This is a genomic window from Anabaena sp. UHCC 0253 (assembly GCF_009712085.1).
Taxonomy (GTDB): Bacteria; Cyanobacteriota; Cyanobacteriia; order Cyanobacteriales; family Nostocaceae; genus Dolichospermum.
Window position 1 is genome coordinate 188,394 of sequence record NZ_VILD01000007.1, and the last position, 18,659, is coordinate 207,052.

Below are 18,659 nucleotides of genomic sequence, written 5' to 3' on the forward strand. Positions count from 1 at the left end.
ATAATAGTGTAAAAATATATATAATCTGTTGCCGAAATCAACTATATTGCTGTTCATAATGCCAAATTTTCAGAGTTTTACCTCCATGCAACGATCTATATCGCCAAAACTATGTCAGCCTTTAAAGATTGTCGCTTTAGGAGATAGCTTAGTATATGGATATGGCGACCCGGAAAAAGGTGGTTGGGTGGAACAACTCCGACGATGGTGGATGTTACCAGACAGCGTGGGTCATGTGCTTTATAATTTGGGAATTAGGGGCGATCGCACACAGCAAGTTTCCCAACGACTAGAAATAGAATTCCGTCACCGTGGGGAAATTCGTCATCGTGTTCCTGATTTGATTATTTTATCTGTTGGAGTTAATGATACACCAAGATTAGGACGCACAAACGGCAGAAACTACACAGATTTTAATCAGTTTGAATTGGAGATAGCTGCATTACTAGATCAAGCACAACAATTATGTCCTGTAATTTTTGTGGGCATGGTTCCTGTAGAAGAAACTAAAATGCCTTTCCTTGACTGTCTATTCTACAATCACGCCGACCAATATCGCTACAAAGAAGCAACTCGTCAAGCTTGTTATCAAAGGCAAATTCCCTACTTAGATATTTTTGACCAATGGATGCAACGTAGTCCAGCTTGGAGAAGTGAACGCATGAGCAATGATGGACTTCATCCCAACACGCTGGGGTATCAAGACTTGTTAGAAGCCGTACTCAACTGGCCAGAACTAGCAAAATATCATTGTCAAGTTGACTATCAACAAGAACTAGGAACTAGAGAGTGGGGTGTATCGGTGGGAGAAAACGTTGATTTGTGAACAGTCTAGAGTGATTTTTGTTATAATATATTGTTAAGAATTATAAATATTCTTTGCTAATTGAAAATTGCAGAGATGTTTATAATTTATACCCTTGAATCGAATTATTTTGTATGAATAAAATAGCTGTAAAGGCTGATATGAACTGGCAGCAATTAACATCTGCAAATGTAGTTGCTGATACTACTCCTAATTTTCTGGGAGAAATTTTCCAAGAAACCTTTGCTTTAACTCGTCGTCTTTTTATTCAACTGCAACGCCGTCCTTCTACCCTTGTTGCCGGAATTATTCAGCCTGTGATGTGGTTAGTTTTATTTGGGGCTTTATTCCAAAATGCCCCCAAAGGTTTATTTGGGAGTACGACAAACTACGGACAATTCCTAGCAGCCGGTGTCATCGTATTTACAGCTTTTGCTGGGGCTTTGAATGCCGGTTTACCTGTAATGTTTGACAGGGAATTTGGCTTTTTAAATCGGTTGCTGGTTGCACCTTTAGCTTCTCGCTTCTCAATTGTGTTTGCTTCTGCTATTTTTATTATTAGCCAAAGTTTATTACAAGCGGCGGTAATTGTGGCAGCAGCAGCGTTTTTAGGGGCTGGTTTACCGGATACGGCTGGGTTATGCGCGATCGCTCTCATTGTCTTGCTTTTAGCTTTGGGTGTCACGGCTATTTCTCTCGGTTTAGCTTTTGCTTTACCAGGGCATATTGAACTGATAGCTGTAATTTTTGTTACTAATCTACCTTTGTTGTTTGCCAGCACAGCCTTAGCACCTTTATCCTTTATGCCTGGTTGGTTGCAGGTTATCTCTACCCTCAACCCTCTCAGCTATGCGATTGAACCTATTCGCTATTTGTATCTACACAGCAGTTGGTCATTAAATGACATAGTAATGCACGCTTTTTGGGGTGATGTTACCTTTGGTGTAGCGTTATTAGTGTTGTTGGGTTTTGCATTAGTAGCTTTACTGAGTATTCAACCCCAATTGCGTCGGACTCTTGCTTAATATAAAAAGCATCATTATGAGGGGAAATTTCATGAAAAGACCATTTTTACCAGTTCACAAAATTATTATTGCCACTATCGCCGGCATAAGCTTTGCTTCTATTCTCATAGCAAAACCTACCTTAGCTAATCCTAATCAACCTTTTGGTAGTCCCGGTAGCGATGGTAATAGTAATCCTTTATCTGGTAATGCCTCAGATTTCAATATGTTTAACTTAATTCATCAGGCACAATTTGGAAATCTCCAATGGAATGCTAATGAACAAAGTCAACAGTTAGATCAAGCCGCAGCCGCATTCAAAGCTGCACAACAAAAACGTCTGCAAACTCAGTCACAACAAAATCCAGGTGCGTCTGAGGTTACAAATACATTGCCTTTACAAATTTTACCTTTATCAGGTCAATAATACCTAAAAAAGGAGTTCAGGAAAGAGCAGTGGTTTAAGCTGCTCTTCTGGACGCAAATCCTGAAACAAAGAATGGGCGCAGACTCTGCGCCCCTACTGATTTATGATTACAAATTCAGTGCTGCCAAAACATCACTAGCGTGTGTAACTGTATTTACAGCGGTATCAATATGAGTAATCTTGCCATCAGTACCAATTACATAGGTAACACGCTTGGCATAACCACCACCATCAACATCATAAGCAGTGATGATGCTTTTATCGGTATCAGCTAACAGGGGAAAATTGAGATTATATTTGGAGGTGAATGCTTGGTGGGCTGCTTCATCATCAGCACTCACTCCAAGAACAACTATGCCTTTTGTCGAATATTCTGGTTTAGCATCCCGGAAACTACAAGCTTGTTTGGTGCAGCCTGGTGTGTCATCTTTGGGATAAAAATAGAGAACTACGGTTTTACCGGCGAAATCTGATAATGAAACTGTATTACCGTTAGTGTCTTTAGTTGTAAATGCAGGTGCGTCTGTACCAACTGCTAGAGGCATAATTCACCTTGTCCTGTTTAAAAATCTTCATGCAATCAAAATTTTACAATAATTTACAATATTTAAATAAATTGTTAACGAATATTATCAAACAGAAATATTCATGACAAAAGTATTGACAAAAAGCACAATTTATAGTGAGTAAAAATGTCTACTGTGAATTCCCCAAACCTCAAACCCTTAGTTTATACTGATAAAGCCCTAGAAAGAGCCGAGCGATCGCTCATCTGTTCGCCCTTTAATCTCAGTTTATTTGTAGCAATGGCCAGCCAAAGTATCCAACTAGGCACTATTGCCATGGATAAAGGCATCAAGCAAAGTTACACCAACCGTCCATTATCAGAATTAACCTGTGAAAATGCTTTAGCCTGGTTAATTGACGTAGGAGTATTGCGGCGAGAAGTTGATGGACAGGGAATTACAGATAGTTTTCGTCTGACACCGCTGGGACATTTACTCATAGGAAAGTTACAAGATCAAAATTGGCGTAATCCGTCAGTAAGCGATCGCTTCAATGATTTTATTACTCGCTGGTTGCGTTTACCCTTTTAACCAATAAATTGTGGTTAAAACTCTTATGGGGTGGGCATCTTGCCCGCCATACTCATGCAACTTTAAAAAAATCACAGCTTATTTACCGATGCACTACTGATCCGAACATACTAGATTATAGTTAAAAATGAAATCAATAATGGTAGTGGGAACAACATCCCACGCGGGGAAATCACTGTTAACCACAGCTATTTGTCGGATTCTTTCGCGGCGCGGTTGGCGAGTAGCTCCCTTTAAAGGGCAAAATATGGCTTTAAATGCCTACGTGACTGCTAGTGGGGGAGAAATTGGCTATGCTCAAGCAGTGCAAGCTTGGGCGGCGGGAGTAGCGCCCTTAGTAGAAATGAACCCAATTTTACTGAAACCCCAAGGGGATATGACATCCCAAATTATCCTTAAAGGTAAAGCCATAGGGAAAGTCAGCGCCACAGACTATTATGAACAATATTTTGAACTAGGTTGGCAGACTATTAAAGAATGTCTACAATATCTATCTACAGAATTTGATGCTTTAGTTTGCGAGGGTGCTGGTAGTCCCGCAGAAATTAATCTCAAACATCGGGATTTAACTAATATGCGGGTGGCAAAACATTTAAATGCACCCACCCTTTTAGTAGTTGATATTGATCGAGGTGGGGCATTTGCCCATGTAGTAGGAACATTAGAACTATTAGACCCAGACGAACGCGCCTTAATTAAAGGAGTCGCGATTAACAAATTTCGGGGACAACGATCAATTCTCGAACCAGGAATCAAATGGTTAGAAGAACGCACAGGTATATCTGTTGTGGGGGTAATTCCCTATTTAGAACAGGTTTTTCCAGCGGAAGACTCCCTCGATTTACTAGAACGCAAACCAGCAAAAGCTAATTCAGAACTGAATATTGCTGTAATTCGCTTACCTAGAATTGCTAACTTTACCGATTTTGATCCTTTGGAATCAGAACCATCGGTAACAGTAAAATATCTCAGCCCTAAGCAAGATTTAGGACATCCAGATGCAGTAATTATCCCCGGAACAAAAACCACAATTGCAGATTTAATCCTGTTGCAAAAAAGCGGTATGGCAGAAGCAATTCAAAACTATGCAGCTTCTGGAGGAACAGTTTTAGGAATTTGTGGTGGTTTCCAAATGCTGGGACAAACTATCGCCGATCCAGAAGGAGTAGAAGGGCAAGCTGGCAGATATCAAGGGTTAAATTTATTACCAATAAAAACAGTCATTACAGGTCAAAAAATTGCCCGTCAGCGTCAAGTTACCTCCAATTATCCCCAAATGGGCTTACCTGTAACCGGGTTTGAAATCCACCAAGGGCGATCGCGTATCGAAAACCCCGCTGATCAAAAATCCTGTCATCCTCTATTTGACGATGTTAATTTAGGTTTAGTGGATAGTTGTCAATCGGTGTGGGGAACTTATCTACACGGAATTTTTGATAATGGACCATGGCGACGAGCTTGGGTAAATCGTCTTCGACAACAACGAGGTTTGAAATCATTACCAACAGGTGTATCAAACTACCGAGAACAGCGAGAACAAATTTTAGATTCTTTAGCAACTCAAATTGAAGAACATTTAGATTTAACACCGTTTATCTCGTAGGGGCGCAGGGCCTGCGCCCATTCAGGAGTCAGGAGTCGTAGGGGCGAAGCATTGGTGTAAGGGCGAAGCATTCGGAAAATAAACTTGGGAAAAACCGATAATTTATCGTCCGAATGCTTCGCCCCTACAGGAGTATGGCTCACGCCACGCTGCGCTATCAGAAGGAAGAAGAAAGTATATTTATTTCTCCCCTACTCCCTGCCCCTATTTGGAAGTTCCTAACTTAGGGTGTGCTTTTGAGTATTTTGTGACTATAGCGGAAACTTCTGGATTGTAAAGTCGGAGATAATTCCAGTAGTTACCAAAAACTTGACGAACGTAATTTTTAGTTTCATCAAAAGGAATTACTTCCACAAACTCATCTGGATCTTTTTTGGGTATAGTTCGCAACCATTTGGCAACATTACCAGGTCCAGCATTATAACTAGCGATCGCTAACATGGAATTATTACCATACTGTTGATGAGTATGATCAAGATACCAAGTACCCAAATTGATGTTATCGGTGGGATCTTCCAGATTGAGTTTTTTAAAATCTAAATTGATTTGTGGGGCTATCCATGCGCCTGTACTGGGCATAACTTGCATTAAACCAGTTGCACCGACTACCGATTTAATTTTCGGTTGAAAGCGAGACTCTTGCCGCATCAAGGCTGTAACTAACAGCGGATTAAGTTGACGGGAAGTAGACCATTTTTCAATTTCTTTAAAATAGGGAAAAGGATAACGGGCTTGCCAATAAATACTTTGTTGACTTAAAGCTTGATATTCGGCTTTGTCTGTGGGAGTTTTCCTATCTTCTAATTTAGAAATTTTGTCAATCCCAATTAGATAATCACCTTTAGTGAAACTCATCAACCCTTCTGTAAATTGTTCCGCGACACTAGGCTCAGTTTTTTGATTAACTTCGGTTTTCCATTGTTGCCAAGCATCACGATCTTGTCCTAACAAATACAATTCTTGGAAAGTTTGAGAACCCGCTGGAGGTACAGGGCGTTGATAAGGAATAATGGTGGGGTTCATCAAACGTATATTATTAAAATTACCCACATTTAAACCTAAAAGACTGGCAGAACGCCAAGCATAATAAGAGTAAGGAAATTCACTAATTACATACTGATAAGCCGTAATCGCTTCCTGTTGCTTATTTAGTGTCGTTGCCCACTTGCCTACCCAAAATCCGGCTCTGGGAGCTATGATACTAGTCTTGTTATTAATAGTAATTGGTTGCGCCCATTCCCACGCACCTAAATAGTCATTATTCTTAGCTTTAGCTTCGGCTGTTTTCCAGCGAAATTCTGCGGCTTCATCAGATCCGCTATATTTACCTAGTAATAATTTCCATGTAGCATTAGCTGATTGATCATCTTTAAGACTTTCCAAAAGAGTAGCTTTTCTTGCTAAAGCTTGAGGCGCTTGTTCAGGAAATTTACTGATAATTTGGTCGAGATAAGTTATGGAATCTTTACCTTTAGCGATTTCTGATAACCGTAGTAAGGCTGTTCCCGTTTCTGTTTCAGTGGGAAATTTTTGGATGAGTTGTTTGTAAACAGCGATCGCTTGATCTTGCTCTTTATTTAATTGTAATCCCCTAGCAATGCGGTAGAGGCTAGTAGCTGTTTTCGGTGCTTTAACATAGGCATTTTTAGCTTTAGTAAATTGATTATTTTTCCAGTACACTGCACCAACAAGTTCCCAATCTGCGGGTTTAAGTTGTGGTTGTTTTACTAATTGATCTAATACACCAATAATTCCCGGTTCATCAGCGGCGTATTTAACCAAGATTAATTGTAAATTGGGTTGATTAGGATTTTCTCTTAACCGTTTGCGGATAATTTCCCACGTGAGGGGATGGGAAGGGAATTGAGCGATCGCTTGATCATGCAATTTTGGTTGAGCGATCGCATATATGGCTTTAACTACCGCTGCTTCTTGAGGATATTCCTTTAACACCTTTTGGCGCAAATCTGAAGCTTTTTTACCTTCACCTAAAATATCATGTGCCTGGGCTTGTTTTAGTAAAACATAAGGAGCTAAAACGGGATAGTCTTTTTCTAGTCCTAATAATAAACTCAGGGCTTTTTCCCCTTGAGAAGTTTCTACATAATCACTGGCCAACAGATAACGGGCCCGTTCCCGATCTGGGGAACTACCTTGTTCAGCAATTTCCGTAAGTTTTGTTAATCTCTCTGGTACAGATTGAGACAGTATAGAAAATACAACTGACTTAGCTTTGTTAGCCTCAGTTAGTTGTTCCTGCTTATCTGGACTCAAGTTCAGCCATTGGCTTAGGGTTTTGCCAGCTTGGGGGGCTGCCACCATTGCACCAGCAAAAAAGGCACATATTCCAGCGCCCGTAAGCAGATAAATTTGTGTTTTCTGTAATTTCTTCAACATTGATACTCGCTGTTTGCGTAGTGTCTGGAAGAGAAAGTTGGCAATTAATATCTTTGCAACTTTAACATTTAGGGTAACACCCATGATTAACTTTTACGACTTTGCTGCATGAATTTCCGCCAGTTTGGATCAAAATAACTCTTTAACGACAAGTTATAGCGTCAAGCCATGACAATATAATTTTTGCATTTGCTCTACCTCATAGGGCGTTGCTGAATCAGAGTATGAAATTTAAAAATTAGTTTAACTCTTAATTCTTTGCGCCTTTGCGCCTTTGCGTGAGGCTAATTCATACATTCAATCAGCAACGCCTCTCATAGAATAGCGATCGCTATAACTCCTAACTGATAAACAGAACTGATTAAAAATGGTGGGTTAACAATAACGTCACCCACCAAATAAGTAATTTGCTAATGCTATTAAAACCCGTAATTAACCAACATTAGTTAATAGCAACTCACGAGTTTCCGATTTTCTGACTTTTACCTGGCCATCATCATCTACATCAACGATCGCCTTATCTCCATCTGTAATTTCACCAGATAGGATAGCTTCAACCAGAGAATCTTCTAGCAGACGCACAATAGCGCGGCGTAATGGTCTTGCGCCGTAGCTTGGGTCATAGCCTTCTTGTACTACCTTCTCTTTAAAGGCTTCTGTAACTTCCAAGGCTATATCCTTATCTTTCAGGCGAGTAGCAACATCACGCAGCATGATTTCAGCAATTTGCTTGACTTCATCTTTGTTGAGTTGAGTAAAGACGATGATATCATCAACACGGTTGAGGAATTCTGGACGGAAATAAGCTTTGAGTTCTTCGTTAACTAAGTTGCGAATCCGATGATAACTAGCATCTGGTTGATTATCAAACTCAAACCCTAAACTACTACCACCTTTTTCAATTACCTTAGAACCAATATTAGAAGTCAAGATAATTAATGTATTCTTGAAGTCTACTTTTCGACCTTTCGCATCCGTAAGATGACCATCATCTAAGATTTGCAGCAGCATATTGAATACATCGGGATGCGCTTTTTCGATTTCGTCGAATAGCAACACTGTATAAGGTTTGCGCCGTACAGCTTCCGTTAATTGTCCGCCTTCGTTGTATCCTACATAACCAGGAGGTGAACCAATCAACTTAGAAACATTTTGGCTCTCCATGTATTCGGACATATCTAAGCGCACCATAGAGTCTTCGTCACCAAAGAAGTAAGCTGCTAAGGCTTTGGCTAATTCAGTTTTACCTACACCAGTTGGACCAGAGAAGATAAAACTGGCGATGGGACGATCAGGACTTTTTAAGCCGACACGGGCGCGACGGATAGCGCGAGAAACGGATGTAACTGCTTGTTCTTGCCCAATGAGCCGTTTGTGTAAGGTGTCTTCCAGGTGTAAGAGTAACTCTGATTCAGATTCAGTGAGTTTGTTAACAGGAACACCAGTCCAAGAGGCGACAATTTGGGCGATGTCTTCCTCGTTGACAATGGGAGCGTTAACAGGTTGCTGGTTTTCTTCTAAATCAAGTTTGGCTTGAAGTTCCAATTCTTGTATCCGCAACTTACCAGCTTTGCCAAAGTCTTGAGTTCTGATGGCTTCAGATTTGGCTTTGGTAGCGGTGGTTAATTCCCGTTTGAGTTCTTTATTATTGGCAATACGCGAGTTACGTAAGCGCACACGAGAACCAGCTTCATCAATCAAGTCAATGGCTTTGTCTGGTAGGAAGCGATCGCTAATATAACGATCCGCTAACTCCGCCGCTGCAACTACCGCTTCATCAGTAATATTGACTTTATGGTGCTGTTCATAAGCACTGCGTAAACCATAGAGAATATCAATAGTTTCGGCTACCGATGGTTCACCGACCAAAATTGGTTGGAAACGCCGCTCTAGGGCTGCATCACGCTCGATATGCTGACGATATTCATCTAAGGTCGTTGCACCAATACATTGGAGTTCACCCCTTGCTAAGGCTGGTTTCAGGATATTAGCTGCATCTAAACCGCCTTCTGTACCACCTGCACCAACTAAGGTATGAATTTCATCAATCACTAAGATGATGTTACCTGCGGTGCGGACTTCTTCCATGATTTTTTTCAGGCGTTCCTCAAAATCACCACGGAAGCGAGTTCCTGCAACTACAGACCCCATATCCAAGCTGATTACTTGCTTATCGAGTAGAACTTCGGGAACATCTTGATTAACAATCCGTTGCGCTAGACCTTCAGCGATCGCTGTTTTGCCAACGCCTGGTTCTCCAATCAAAACCGGGTTGTTTTTCGTCCTCCGCCCCAGAATTTGCACAGTTCGTTCAATTTCTTTCTGACGACCAACCACGGGGTCTAGTCTGCCCTCTTGAGCCAATTTGGTGAGATTTCTCCCAAACTCTTCTATAGATAAATTCTGATTGCGCTGGAAATTATTTCTACCGCCAGCCGTAACAGTTGTATCTTCACCCAATCGGCTCATGACAGCCGAACGGACAACTTGTAAGTCCACTCCTAGATTTTGTAATACTTTGGCGGCTACTCCTTCACCAGCCTCAGTTAAACCTAATAATAAGTGTTCAGTGTTTATGTAATTATGGCCAAGACCATGAGCTTCTCGGAAGGATTGCTCAAACAGGCTTTTTACTTTGGGGGTAAAAGGAATTTCCGGTGGGACAAAACCAGAACCCCGGCCAATTATTTTTTCTACTTCCCGACGGGCTTCTTTCAGGGTAACACCCAACTCAGCCAGGACTTTCGCAGCAACCCCTGTTCCTTCTCCCATTAAACCCAGGAGAATTTGTTCTGTTCCTACAAAGTTGTGTCCCAGACGGCGTGCTTCCTCCTGAGCTAACATGATTACCCTAATGGCTTCGGAAGTGAAGTGTTCAAACATAGCGGGTTATTGCTCCCTTGCTGCTTGGACTTTGGGTGAGATAAAGTTCACCCTCATCTAAAGTTTCTTGTATTTTCTTAAAGATAATGTATCTTTATTTAAAGCTGAATGGCAGTAGTGAGAGCCGTAAGTAACAAGGCGTAGTTGCCGTCATTCTCCAGATAATGGTGGATAATTAGCAATTACAGAGGTTTTTTGAGTCTGATATTGTTGATGTATTACCAATTATGTACTCATAATAATTATGACAGAGCCTTTAGGTAGCAAAGACCAACAACACCCCCTCTACGGCCGCGATCGCCCCCTTATTGATATTTTACTCGCTCAAGGCGCAACGGACTACAATTTATCAGAATTAGCTAGACTAAAAATTCGCTATCAAGGTTTTCCAGGCGCTAGAGACATCCAAAATGACCTAGATCAGGTTTTGCAAAGTTGGGGTTTAACGGAAGCTGAACTCTTAGAAAAAACTCGCCAACTCCATGATATTGGCGGAATTTACAAAACTCGTGGCAAAAAGGAAGAGCAGGATTGGAATTAGTTAGTTGTCAGTTGTCAGTTGTCAGTTGTCAGTTGTTAGTTGTTTTTTCCCCCTGCCCCCTGCTCCCTGCTCCCTGCCTCTTCTCTGTCACCTGTCACCTGCTCCCTGTTCTCGATAATTTCGGAGTTGTTGTAGAAGTTGTTCTTGGGATAAATTGGGTTGTTCTGGGACGGATTGCGGGGGTTCTCTACTTTCTCAAGAATTTTGGGTGCAGGATTAATAACTAAAGTTTGTTTTTGAGGAACAGGTGCGGTAATTACTACTTTTGGTTGGTTGACAGAAGCTTTGAGAGAATCTAGGGTTGCAGCTACCTGAGTTTGTTCTTTGATATCCTCGGTAGAAGAGACTAATTCACTCAGACCATTGACAAATCGCAGCAGATTTTGGCGAAACTTAGGATCACCTGTCAATTCATCTAAATCAGAGGTGATTTTTTGTGTATTTTCAAAAGTCACTCTCGCTGCATCTAAGGTTTGTTGCAGTAAGACAATGTTTTTTGGATCATTTAAGGATTGAGAAGCATCTTTTAAATTAGTAGAAGCTTCGGCTGCATTTGCAGAAAGGGTTTCTAGATTGTTTAGTAATTCTCCTTGGGTTAAGCGATTAAGGGCTGGGGATAAACTTGTCACTGTCTGACGCAGTTGGTCACTAGTTTGCGTCATACTATTCAAAGCTCCCACTAAAGAAGAACGATTAGTAGTGACGAGATTATCTAAGTTAGTCAGTAAACGACTTGCTTGTTGGGCTGTAACACTAAAGTCTTTAGCTGTTGTTCCTAATTGATCTGCTGTTTTGGTAGTAGTTGCAGTCAGTTGGTTGGTGGAGCGTTGTAATGCTACAGCAGTACCAGAAAATATGCCTAATTGTCCCTGAAAGCTTTTGCTCAAACTTTGCAAATCTTTGGTCAAATCTGCGATATTGGCGGCAGCACTGGAAGAGGTTTCCAAGGTGCGATTAATATTTTTATAGAATTGTTCATTACTGTATTGAGCCGCAAAACTGGCTGATTGACGCACCAATTCGTCAACACTGATACCAATTACACCTTTTAAACGAGAACCATTACAAATAATGAGACTGGGGTTACAGTCTTTATCGAGGGGTTTAGCGATCGCCTCTTTAGGTAACTCTTCTTTTGGCGCAATGTCAATAATATTTTCACTAATTAATCCACTTTGATTCGCTTCAATAACCGAATTAGCAGGAATTTTCAAATCTGGTGAGTTAATTTGAATTTCTACATCAACAGCATTTGTTCCAGCTTGAACATTAGTAATACTCCCAACTTTGACACCCCGAAACCGAACGGCTGAACCCTTTTGCATTCCCCCGGCGTTAGCGAATTCGACAATGGCTTTATAGGAATCTTGTCCTGGGGTAATTTTATTCAACCACAGTAAAATTACGCCAAATGCGCCTAACCCTAGCAGGAGCAACAATCCTACAGAGCCTTCTCTCCATGTGCGTGCGGACGTGAAACTGCTAATTAGATCTCGCATTTGTTCCTCCACCTATATCCTTAGCGTGGCATAAGCCATAAAGTTAAACTTAGAAATTTTTAGATACTTAACCTGCGACTTGAATAGGTCCTTGTACCTTTCCACTCATAAATTGTCTAATCAAAGGATTTTCTGTATTATCTATTTCACTAACTGTACCTTGCCATTGCACTTTACCTTGATAAAGAAATACTATTTGGTCAGAAGTCCGGCGAATGGTACTATCTTGGTGCGTAACAATGGAGTATGTACTACAGACTCCATGTGTATGTTGTAAATTGCGGATTAAATCCTCAATTACCGTTGAGGCGATGGGATCGAGTCCAGCCGTAGGTTCATCGTACAATAAAACCTCTGGGCTATCTGTGGGATGATCTGGGTTAGACATAATCGCCCGTGCAAAGCTGACTCTTTTTCGCATCCCTCCAGAAAGTTCTGATGGGTAAAGATGATTAATGCTTGATAAGCCTACCATATCTAATTTTTCGTTAACCAGTTCTCGAATGCGCGATCGCTTTAATCGGGAATTTTGGTAAAGTAGAAATCCGATATTTTCCTCTACTGTCAAGGAGTCAAATAAGGCTGCTTGCTGAAACACCATCCCAATCCCCACAGGATCAGCAGCATCTTCAATTAACCCAGATCGTCGTACCCCTTGGACATAAATTTCTCCCTCATCAGGTTTCAATAACCCCGCTATAATCCGTAGAACCGTGGATTTACCAGTTCCCGAAGGTCCAATAATCCCTAATGCTTGTCCTCGGTATATTGTCAAATCTACATTATCTAAAACTTTGTTATTCCCAAAAGTCTTAGAAATACCTTTTAATTCAATTAATGGTTCGGTGGTTGGTAATTGGTAATTGGTCATTGGTATACTAGGAAGGGAGGAACAGGTTGAGAGAAAGACAACTTAAGTATATTTTCTCATTCTGAGTGCAGGGAAGCTCAACGAACAATCCCCATTTTTCCTGAATTTGTGAGATGCTTCATGATGCGATCGCTCCATTGAGGATGATATTCTCGACTTATGATGACATCCCCTCCGAATTTTTATTAAAATTCAGCAATTTAATTTTTGTTCCGTTAATCTCAATCTTTCCCTCTTGACTTAATTTATAAAAAGCCCGAGAAAGAGTTTCTGGAACTGTCCCTAATAAAGCAGCTAGTTGTCCTTTTGGTAAATCGAGTTCTACAATATTAATATTACCATTACGTTGGCTCAATTTTAATAGATAATTACTCAATCTTTCTGGAACTTCTTGAAAAGAAAGACTATCAACTAAATGGGTTAATTGTCGCAAGTGTCTAGCGAATGTTCCTAACATAGCTACTGCTAAAGTTGGATGTTGCTGCAAAACTATTAAAAATGCAGTTCTCGGAATAAATACTACTTCTGCATTTTCCATTGCTGCTGCTGAAGCCGGAAAATTTCCGCCATCAAAAGCAGGTACTTCGGCAAAATATTCATCTGCACCGAATATATGAAGAATTTGTTCTTTACCAGAATTCCCTATTTTGAAAACTTTAATTCTGCCAGATTGCACAATAAAAAATCCTGTGGCTTCGTCTCCTTCCCAAAATAGGGTTTCACCTTTTTTATTAAGTTTGGAGAATAGCAATATTAGCGACTGCTTGTAGTTGTTCATCTAAGATGTTTTGAAAGATTGGAGTTTTTTGGAGAAATTGTTTAATTTCTAGAACTTTTTCGGTTACGGTCATAAATATCAGGAAATTTGGTTATATTATTACAGATTATAACTTCAATTTATAGTTAAGGAAATTGTCTGAATCAGGCGGTTATCGAGTTTCGACTCCGCTCAACTACCGCGAAGTCGAGATAATGTCCAGGATTAAAGGATGTACAGGATGGAATCTGAGATATTATCATCAATTACCAATTTTCATTATATTATCTGTGTGGTGATAAGTATGAGAAAATATCAAAAAGTGTATTTTTACTAGATTTGGATTTAGATTTTTTGGTTTAATTAGGTCTGGTAAAAAACCAAAATATTTAATCTCAGAATTTCGTAAAACCATTAGCAATGGTAATTTATACATAAGTTTTCAATGGGAAATAATCGTCGTCTGAACATTAATATCAACATTCAAGTTTTTTCGCAAAACATTGAAAATTGCAGTCAAATTATCCATTGTTGGATTACCTTTGGCAGATAACATTCGATGTAAACTCTTGCTCGGTTTAGAAGTTTCAATTGCCAACTGTTCAAAACCTACAGTTGCATTGACAATATCTCTTAAAATCAATCTTGCTGTTTCTGGTTCACCATTGAGGAAAAGAGAAATAGCTTCATCAAGTAATGCTATTACAAATTCAGGATCTTTTTGAATTCGTGCATTAACAGTTTCTTTAAAGTCTCTAGTCAGTGCCATAATAACTACCTCTTCTCTCTATTCTCGGTTTCAATTTCTTGCTCTTTACTAACTTCTTTTTTTCGCTTTTTGTACTCTTGGTACAATTCTTTAGCACGATTAATATCAGATTGCTGATTTTTCTTTGTTCCCCCACCAAATAAGACTATAAGTTGCTTACCATCCTGAGCCAAATAAATGCGATATCCTGGACCCCAATCAATCTTATATTCACCGATACCATCAAACCATTTAACATTTGATGTATTTCCTAATTCGAGACGAGATTTAGCAACTGTCACCTTTGCAGCAGCTTTGGCATCTAAGCTATTAAACCATTCTTGATAAGGACTTGAACCATCTTCTTTAAGATATTCTTGAACTTTTATAATAGACATAATATTATGGTAACTTATATGTTACTTATTGTCAATAAGTTTCTGACTATTAATGAATTTGTACTAGAAAAAACTTTACCAAACTTCACAAACAAACTTGACTTAAATCAAGGATTTCCCCAACCGAAATGAATACGCTGGAAGCATAAAGATTTGAGGAAAGACTTATGTTCTGTAACCAGTGTGAACAAACTACCCGTGGAGATGTCTGTCATCAGTGGGGTGCTTGCGGTAAAAGTCCTGAAGTTGCTGCTTTACAAGATTTGTTGATACATTGCTTGCGGGGACTTTCCCAGGTTACACTACAAGCAAAATCTCTAGGTATTACAACTCGTGACACGGATGAGTTTACCTGTGAGATGCTGTTTTCCACATTAACCAATGTGAATTTTACCACTTCTGATTTTATGGCTTTTGTGAACCGTGCGATCGCACTTCGCGAAAGTCTCAAGTTACAAATTCAAGCTTTGGGTAATAAAGTTGTAGAATCAGCAATTAATCAGTTCCAACCTGCTATTAATTTACCAGCACAAATCCAGCAAGGTAAAGATTTAGAATTTGAATTTATCAGTCATTCAGCTAAAGATGTAGATATTTTCTCTCTCAAACTTACAGTATTATATGGTCTCAAAGGTTTAGCTGCTTATGCTTTCCATGCTTTAGAATTAAATCAGCATGATGAAGGTTTATATACATTCTGCCATGAAGTTTTAGCTCATTTAGATGACCAAGATAAAACCTTACAAGATTGGTTAAGTCTAGCCTTAAAAGTTGGGGAAATGAACCTGAAAGCAATGCAGCTTTTAGACGCAGGAAATACAGAAACCTTTGGACATCCTACCCCCACACCAGTAAATTTAGGACATAGAATTGGTAAAGCTATTCTCGTTTCAGGACATGATTTATTAGCTTTAAAAGCCATCTTAGAACAAACCGCAAAAACAGAAATTAAAGTTTACACCCACGGGGAATTATTACCAGCGCATGGTTATCCGCTATTAAAACAAAAATATCCCCATCTTTGCGGACATTATGGTACAGCATGGCAAAATCAAACCCATGAATTTGACCATTTTCCTGGTGCAATTGTCATGACTACAAATTGTCTTGTCCCTCCCCATGAATCTTACAAAGATAAAGTATTTACATTAGGTCCAGTGGGTTATCCTGGCTTACAACACCTGAGTATGAGTAATCTTTCTCCAGTTATCAACAAAGCTTTAGAATTACCAGGTTTTAGCGATGAAGAAAATAAAGGAACAGTCACCACAGGTTTTGCTAGAAATGCGGTTTTAGGTGTGGCAGATACAGTGATTAATGCTGTCAAATCAGGGAATATTCGGCACTTTTTCTTAGTAGGTGGTTGTGATGGTGCAAAACCAGGACGAAACTATTACAGTGATTTAGTAGAACAGATTCCTCATGATTGTGTAGTCTTAACATTAGGCTGTGGAAAGTTCCGCTTCTTTGATAAAAACTTAGGTGATATTGGAGGAATTCCTCGGTTATTAGATGTGGGACAATGCAACGATGCTTACTCTGCAATTCAAATTGCGGTAGCTTTAGCAAATGCGTTTCAAGTAGGTGTCAATGAATTACCATTATCAATGGTATTATCTTGGTACGAACAGAAAGCGATCGCCGTTTTATTAACCTTACTTCATCTAGGTATCCAAAATATTCGCATTGGTCCGACACTTCCCGCTTTTCTATCAGCTAACGTCATCAAATTACTATCAGAAACCTATCATTTGCAACTCATTACCACCCCAGAACAAGATTTAGCTGCTTGTCTTGGTTAAACGTAATAGAATTGGAGTTTAGCACCTCATTCAGACTGAACACAATCATGAAATCCATTAATTCATCCGTCTGCATCGGCGTTTATCTGCGTTTATCTGCGGTCAATTATTCTGGAAATCTTATTTTATGCAGCTTCATTTAATTTTGTCTAAACTCCAATATCACCCATAATCTATAATATTTTCTCAAGCAAGCCAATTTCCAATTTTACTAAAGTTTATGTCTCCTTATCCTAGTTTAGTCACAGTTTCCGCACTTTTACTATATTTTGTAGTCACAATTAATGTAGGTAGAGCTAGATTCAAATATCAAGTTCCCGTACCACAAACTACCGGAAATCTCGATTTTGAGCGCGTGTTACGGGTACAGCAAAATACCTTAGAACAACTTGCTTTATTTATACCCGCTTTATGGTTATTTTCTATTTACGTTAGCCCTATTTGGGGTTCTGGAATAGGTGCAGCTTGGGTAGTGGGAAGGATTGCGTATGCTTGGGGATATTATCAAGCAGCCGAAAAGCGAGGTCCAGGTTTTGCAATTAGTTCTCTGAGTAGTATCGTGCTAATTATTGGTTCACTGGTTGGTATCATTTTATCTATGCTGAAATAGTACAGGAATCGTAGGGGCGAAGCATTCGGGCGATAAATTATCGGTTTTTTCCCAAGTTTATTTTCCGAATGCTTCGCCCTTACAGGAGTCAGAAGGAAGAAGGAAGAAGAAAATTCCCAATTACCCAATTAAATCGGGAAAGACTTCTTGAACAGCAGGATGTACAAGACGATGATTATGGACATTCAAACCTTTTGCTAAAGCTGGGTTAACGTCTAAAGCTTTAATTCCCAGACTTGCTAATTGAACAGCATAGGGTAAGGTACTGTTGTTGAGGGCTTGTGTTGATGTCCAAGGTACTGCCCCTGGCATATTAGGAACACCATAATGCACAACACCTTCATCTATATAGACTGGTTTCGTATGTGATGTGGGGTGTAATGTTTCCACACATCCACCTTGATCAACAGCGACATCAACAATCACCGAACCAGGGCGCATTTTTTTAACTAATTCACGCGATACTAAAATAGGGGCTTTTTTACCGGGAATTAAGACTGCACCTATGAGTAAATCAGCTTCTTTAACTGCGGCTTCAATATGGGCGGAATTGCTGTAAAGTAATTCTACTCTTGAACCAAAGAGGGTTTCTAGGTAGGATAGGCGTTCAACATTGACATCTAATATTTGCACCATTGCACCCATACCAACAGCAATCTTGGCGGCTTCTGTACCGACGACACCACCGCCTAAAATTACCACCTTTCCGGCTTTGACTCCAGGGATACCCCCTAAAAGAACACCTCTTCCTCCTTGTTGACGTTCTAGGAATCTTGCGCCAAATTGTACGGCTAACCGACCAGCAACAATACTCATGGGGGTGAGTAAGGGAAGTTTATTTGCTCCTGGTTGTTCTACGGTTTCATAAGCGATCGCACAAGTGCCACAATCTATTAAATGTTCTGTTAATTTACGATCTGCTGCTAAATGTAAATAAGTAAATAACAACTGTTCTTTTTGCAAAAATTTATACTCACTGACCAAAGGCTCTTTTACCTTGATAACTAACTCTCGATTCCAAGCAGCATCAGCATTATCTACAATATTTGCTCCAGCACTGCGGTAATCTTCATCAGTAAATCCCGCGCCAGTACCAGCTTCACTTTGCACAAAAATATTATTACCGTTTTCCCGTAATACCCGTACACTGGAAGGGCTTAAACCTACCCGAAATTCTTGATCTTTAGTTTCCTTGGGAATACCTATTTCCATGGACA

General features: G+C 39.9%; 17 protein-coding genes and 1 pseudogene. 9 read left to right on the forward strand and 9 right to left on the reverse strand.

Annotated elements, in window-relative coordinates; genetic code table 11:
• The first annotated feature begins 85 nt into the window (after window positions 1-85).
• From FJR38_RS19215 to FJR38_RS19225, 3 genes are all read left to right on the forward strand, one after another.
• Entirely contained in the window at window positions 86-826 is a 741-nt protein-coding gene (locus FJR38_RS19215) for a GDSL-type esterase/lipase family protein (RefSeq protein ID WP_254449511.1), read from the forward strand.
• A gap of 113 nt (window positions 827-939) precedes the next feature.
• Window positions 940-1,830, forward strand: coding sequence for an ABC transporter permease (locus tag FJR38_RS19220; RefSeq protein WP_168538809.1), 891 nt, complete (start codon window positions 940-942; stop codon window positions 1,828-1,830).
• 31 nt (window positions 1,831-1,861) lie between these two features.
• The gene (locus FJR38_RS19225; protein WP_168538811.1) at window positions 1,862-2,236 is read left to right on the forward strand and encodes a hypothetical protein; all 375 of its coding nucleotides are present in this window, start codon (window positions 1,862-1,864) and stop codon (window positions 2,234-2,236) included.
• Window positions 2,237-2,343: 107 nt separating this feature from the next.
• Here FJR38_RS19225 and FJR38_RS19230 read toward each other — a convergent pair whose 3' ends face one another.
• Window positions 2,344-2,781, reverse strand: coding sequence for a peroxiredoxin (locus FJR38_RS19230; protein WP_168490873.1), 438 nt, complete (start codon window positions 2,779-2,781; stop codon window positions 2,344-2,346).
• A 147-nt stretch (window positions 2,782-2,928) separates the two neighbouring features.
• Between FJR38_RS19230 and FJR38_RS19235 the strand changes: the two genes are divergently transcribed.
• Window positions 2,929-3,333, forward strand: coding sequence for an Npun_F0494 family protein (locus tag FJR38_RS19235; protein ID WP_168490871.1), 405 nt, complete (start codon window positions 2,929-2,931; stop codon window positions 3,331-3,333).
• A gap of 127 nt (window positions 3,334-3,460) precedes the next feature.
• On the forward strand, window positions 3,461-4,936 hold the full coding sequence (gene cobQ / locus FJR38_RS19240; protein WP_168538813.1) for a cobyric acid synthase CobQ: 1,476 nt from the start codon (window positions 3,461-3,463) through the stop codon (window positions 4,934-4,936).
• Between the two features lie 204 nt (window positions 4,937-5,140).
• Here cobQ and FJR38_RS19245 read toward each other — a convergent pair whose 3' ends face one another.
• Together FJR38_RS19245 and FJR38_RS19250 are read right to left on the reverse strand one after the other, a co-directional pair.
• Window positions 5,141-7,333, reverse strand: coding sequence for a transglycosylase SLT domain-containing protein (locus FJR38_RS19245; protein ID WP_168538981.1), 2,193 nt, complete (start codon window positions 7,331-7,333; stop codon window positions 5,141-5,143).
• Window positions 7,334-7,765: 432 nt separating this feature from the next.
• The gene (locus tag FJR38_RS19250) at window positions 7,766-10,216 is read right to left on the reverse strand and encodes an ATP-dependent Clp protease ATP-binding subunit (RefSeq protein WP_168538815.1); all 2,451 of its coding nucleotides are present in this window, start codon (window positions 10,214-10,216) and stop codon (window positions 7,766-7,768) included.
• Window positions 10,217-10,460: 244 nt separating this feature from the next.
• On the opposite strand from FJR38_RS19250, the gene FJR38_RS19255 reads away from it, so the two are divergent.
• A complete protein-coding gene (locus tag FJR38_RS19255) occupies window positions 10,461-10,757 on the forward strand; it encodes a DUF3288 family protein (protein ID WP_168538817.1) in 297 nt (98 codons plus the stop codon).
• 87 nt (window positions 10,758-10,844) lie between these two features.
• Here FJR38_RS19255 and FJR38_RS19260 read toward each other — a convergent pair.
• The 5 genes and pseudogenes from FJR38_RS19260 to FJR38_RS19280 all read right to left on the reverse strand — a co-directional run bounded on the left by FJR38_RS19260 (window position 10,845) and on the right by FJR38_RS19280 (window position 15,030).
• Window positions 10,845-12,256: pseudogene (locus FJR38_RS19260) on the reverse strand (MlaD family protein).
• A 67-nt stretch (window positions 12,257-12,323) separates the two neighbouring features.
• Window positions 12,324-13,127 (reverse strand): ABC transporter ATP-binding protein, encoded by an 804-nt coding sequence (locus FJR38_RS19265; RefSeq protein ID WP_168490861.1) that lies wholly within the window; start codon window positions 13,125-13,127, stop codon window positions 12,324-12,326.
• A gap of 157 nt (window positions 13,128-13,284) precedes the next feature.
• Complete coding sequence (locus FJR38_RS19270; RefSeq protein WP_254449513.1) at window positions 13,285-13,878, reverse strand: Crp/Fnr family transcriptional regulator; 594 nt, start codon at window positions 13,876-13,878, stop codon at window positions 13,285-13,287.
• Window positions 13,879-14,326: 448 nt separating this feature from the next.
• A complete protein-coding gene (locus FJR38_RS19275) occupies window positions 14,327-14,653 on the reverse strand; it encodes a DNA-binding protein (protein ID WP_168490857.1) in 327 nt (108 codons plus the stop codon).
• Between the two features lie 5 nt (window positions 14,654-14,658).
• A complete protein-coding gene (locus FJR38_RS19280) occupies window positions 14,659-15,030 on the reverse strand; it encodes a type II toxin-antitoxin system RelE/ParE family toxin (protein ID WP_168490855.1) in 372 nt (123 codons plus the stop codon).
• A gap of 6 nt (window positions 15,031-15,036) precedes the next feature.
• Here FJR38_RS19280 and FJR38_RS29095 point away from each other — a divergent pair, with 6 nt between their 5' ends.
• The 3 genes from FJR38_RS29095 to FJR38_RS19290 all read left to right on the forward strand — a co-directional run bounded on the left by FJR38_RS29095 (window position 15,037) and on the right by FJR38_RS19290 (window position 17,442).
• A complete protein-coding gene (locus tag FJR38_RS29095) occupies window positions 15,037-15,162 on the forward strand; it encodes a hypothetical protein (RefSeq protein ID WP_256366932.1) in 126 nt (41 codons plus the stop codon).
• A gap of 35 nt (window positions 15,163-15,197) precedes the next feature.
• Complete coding sequence (gene hcp / locus FJR38_RS19285) at window positions 15,198-16,832, forward strand: hydroxylamine reductase (protein WP_168538819.1); 1,635 nt, start codon at window positions 15,198-15,200, stop codon at window positions 16,830-16,832.
• A gap of 220 nt (window positions 16,833-17,052) precedes the next feature.
• Entirely contained in the window at window positions 17,053-17,442 is a 390-nt protein-coding gene (locus tag FJR38_RS19290; RefSeq protein ID WP_168490851.1) for an MAPEG family protein, read from the forward strand.
• Between the two features lie 120 nt (window positions 17,443-17,562).
• Here FJR38_RS19290 and ald read toward each other — a convergent pair whose 3' ends face one another.
• Complete coding sequence (gene ald, locus FJR38_RS19295; protein ID WP_168538821.1) at window positions 17,563-18,654, reverse strand: alanine dehydrogenase; 1,092 nt, start codon at window positions 18,652-18,654, stop codon at window positions 17,563-17,565.
• Between the last annotated feature and the right edge of the window lie 5 nt (window positions 18,655-18,659).

Excerpts from the sequence above, each read along its gene's own strand:
- FJR38_RS19215 (WP_254449511.1), top strand. The coding sequence starts at position 86 with ATGCAACGATCTATATCGCCAAAACTATGTCAGCCTTTAAAGATTGTC.
- FJR38_RS19220 (WP_168538809.1), top strand. The coding sequence starts at position 940 with ATGAATAAAATAGCTGTAAAGGCTGATATGAACTGGCAGCAATTAACA.
- FJR38_RS19225 (WP_168538811.1), top strand. The coding sequence starts at position 1,862 with ATGAAAAGACCATTTTTACCAGTTCACAAAATTATTATTGCCACTATC.
- FJR38_RS19230 (WP_168490873.1), bottom strand. The coding sequence starts at position 2,781 with ATGCCTCTAGCAGTTGGTACAGACGCACCTGCATTTACAACTAAAGAC.
- FJR38_RS19235 (WP_168490871.1), top strand. The coding sequence starts at position 2,929 with ATGTCTACTGTGAATTCCCCAAACCTCAAACCCTTAGTTTATACTGAT.
- cobQ (WP_168538813.1), top strand. The coding sequence starts at position 3,461 with ATGAAATCAATAATGGTAGTGGGAACAACATCCCACGCGGGGAAATCA.
- FJR38_RS19245 (WP_168538981.1), bottom strand. The coding sequence starts at position 7,333 with ATGTTGAAGAAATTACAGAAAACACAAATTTATCTGCTTACGGGCGCT.
- FJR38_RS19250 (WP_168538815.1), bottom strand. The coding sequence starts at position 10,216 with ATGTTTGAACACTTCACTTCCGAAGCCATTAGGGTAATCATGTTAGCT.
- FJR38_RS19255 (WP_168538817.1), top strand. The coding sequence starts at position 10,461 with ATGACAGAGCCTTTAGGTAGCAAAGACCAACAACACCCCCTCTACGGC.
- FJR38_RS19265 (WP_168490861.1), bottom strand. The coding sequence starts at position 13,127 with ATGACCAATTACCAATTACCAACCACCGAACCATTAATTGAATTAAAA.
- FJR38_RS19275 (WP_168490857.1), bottom strand. The coding sequence starts at position 14,653 with ATGGCACTGACTAGAGACTTTAAAGAAACTGTTAATGCACGAATTCAA.
- FJR38_RS19280 (WP_168490855.1), bottom strand. The coding sequence starts at position 15,030 with ATGTCTATTATAAAAGTTCAAGAATATCTTAAAGAAGATGGTTCAAGT.
- FJR38_RS29095 (WP_256366932.1), top strand. The coding sequence starts at position 15,037 with ATGGTAACTTATATGTTACTTATTGTCAATAAGTTTCTGACTATTAAT.
- hcp (WP_168538819.1), top strand. The coding sequence starts at position 15,198 with ATGTTCTGTAACCAGTGTGAACAAACTACCCGTGGAGATGTCTGTCAT.
- FJR38_RS19290 (WP_168490851.1), top strand. The coding sequence starts at position 17,053 with ATGTCTCCTTATCCTAGTTTAGTCACAGTTTCCGCACTTTTACTATAT.
- ald (WP_168538821.1), bottom strand. The coding sequence starts at position 18,654 with ATGGAAATAGGTATTCCCAAGGAAACTAAAGATCAAGAATTTCGGGTA.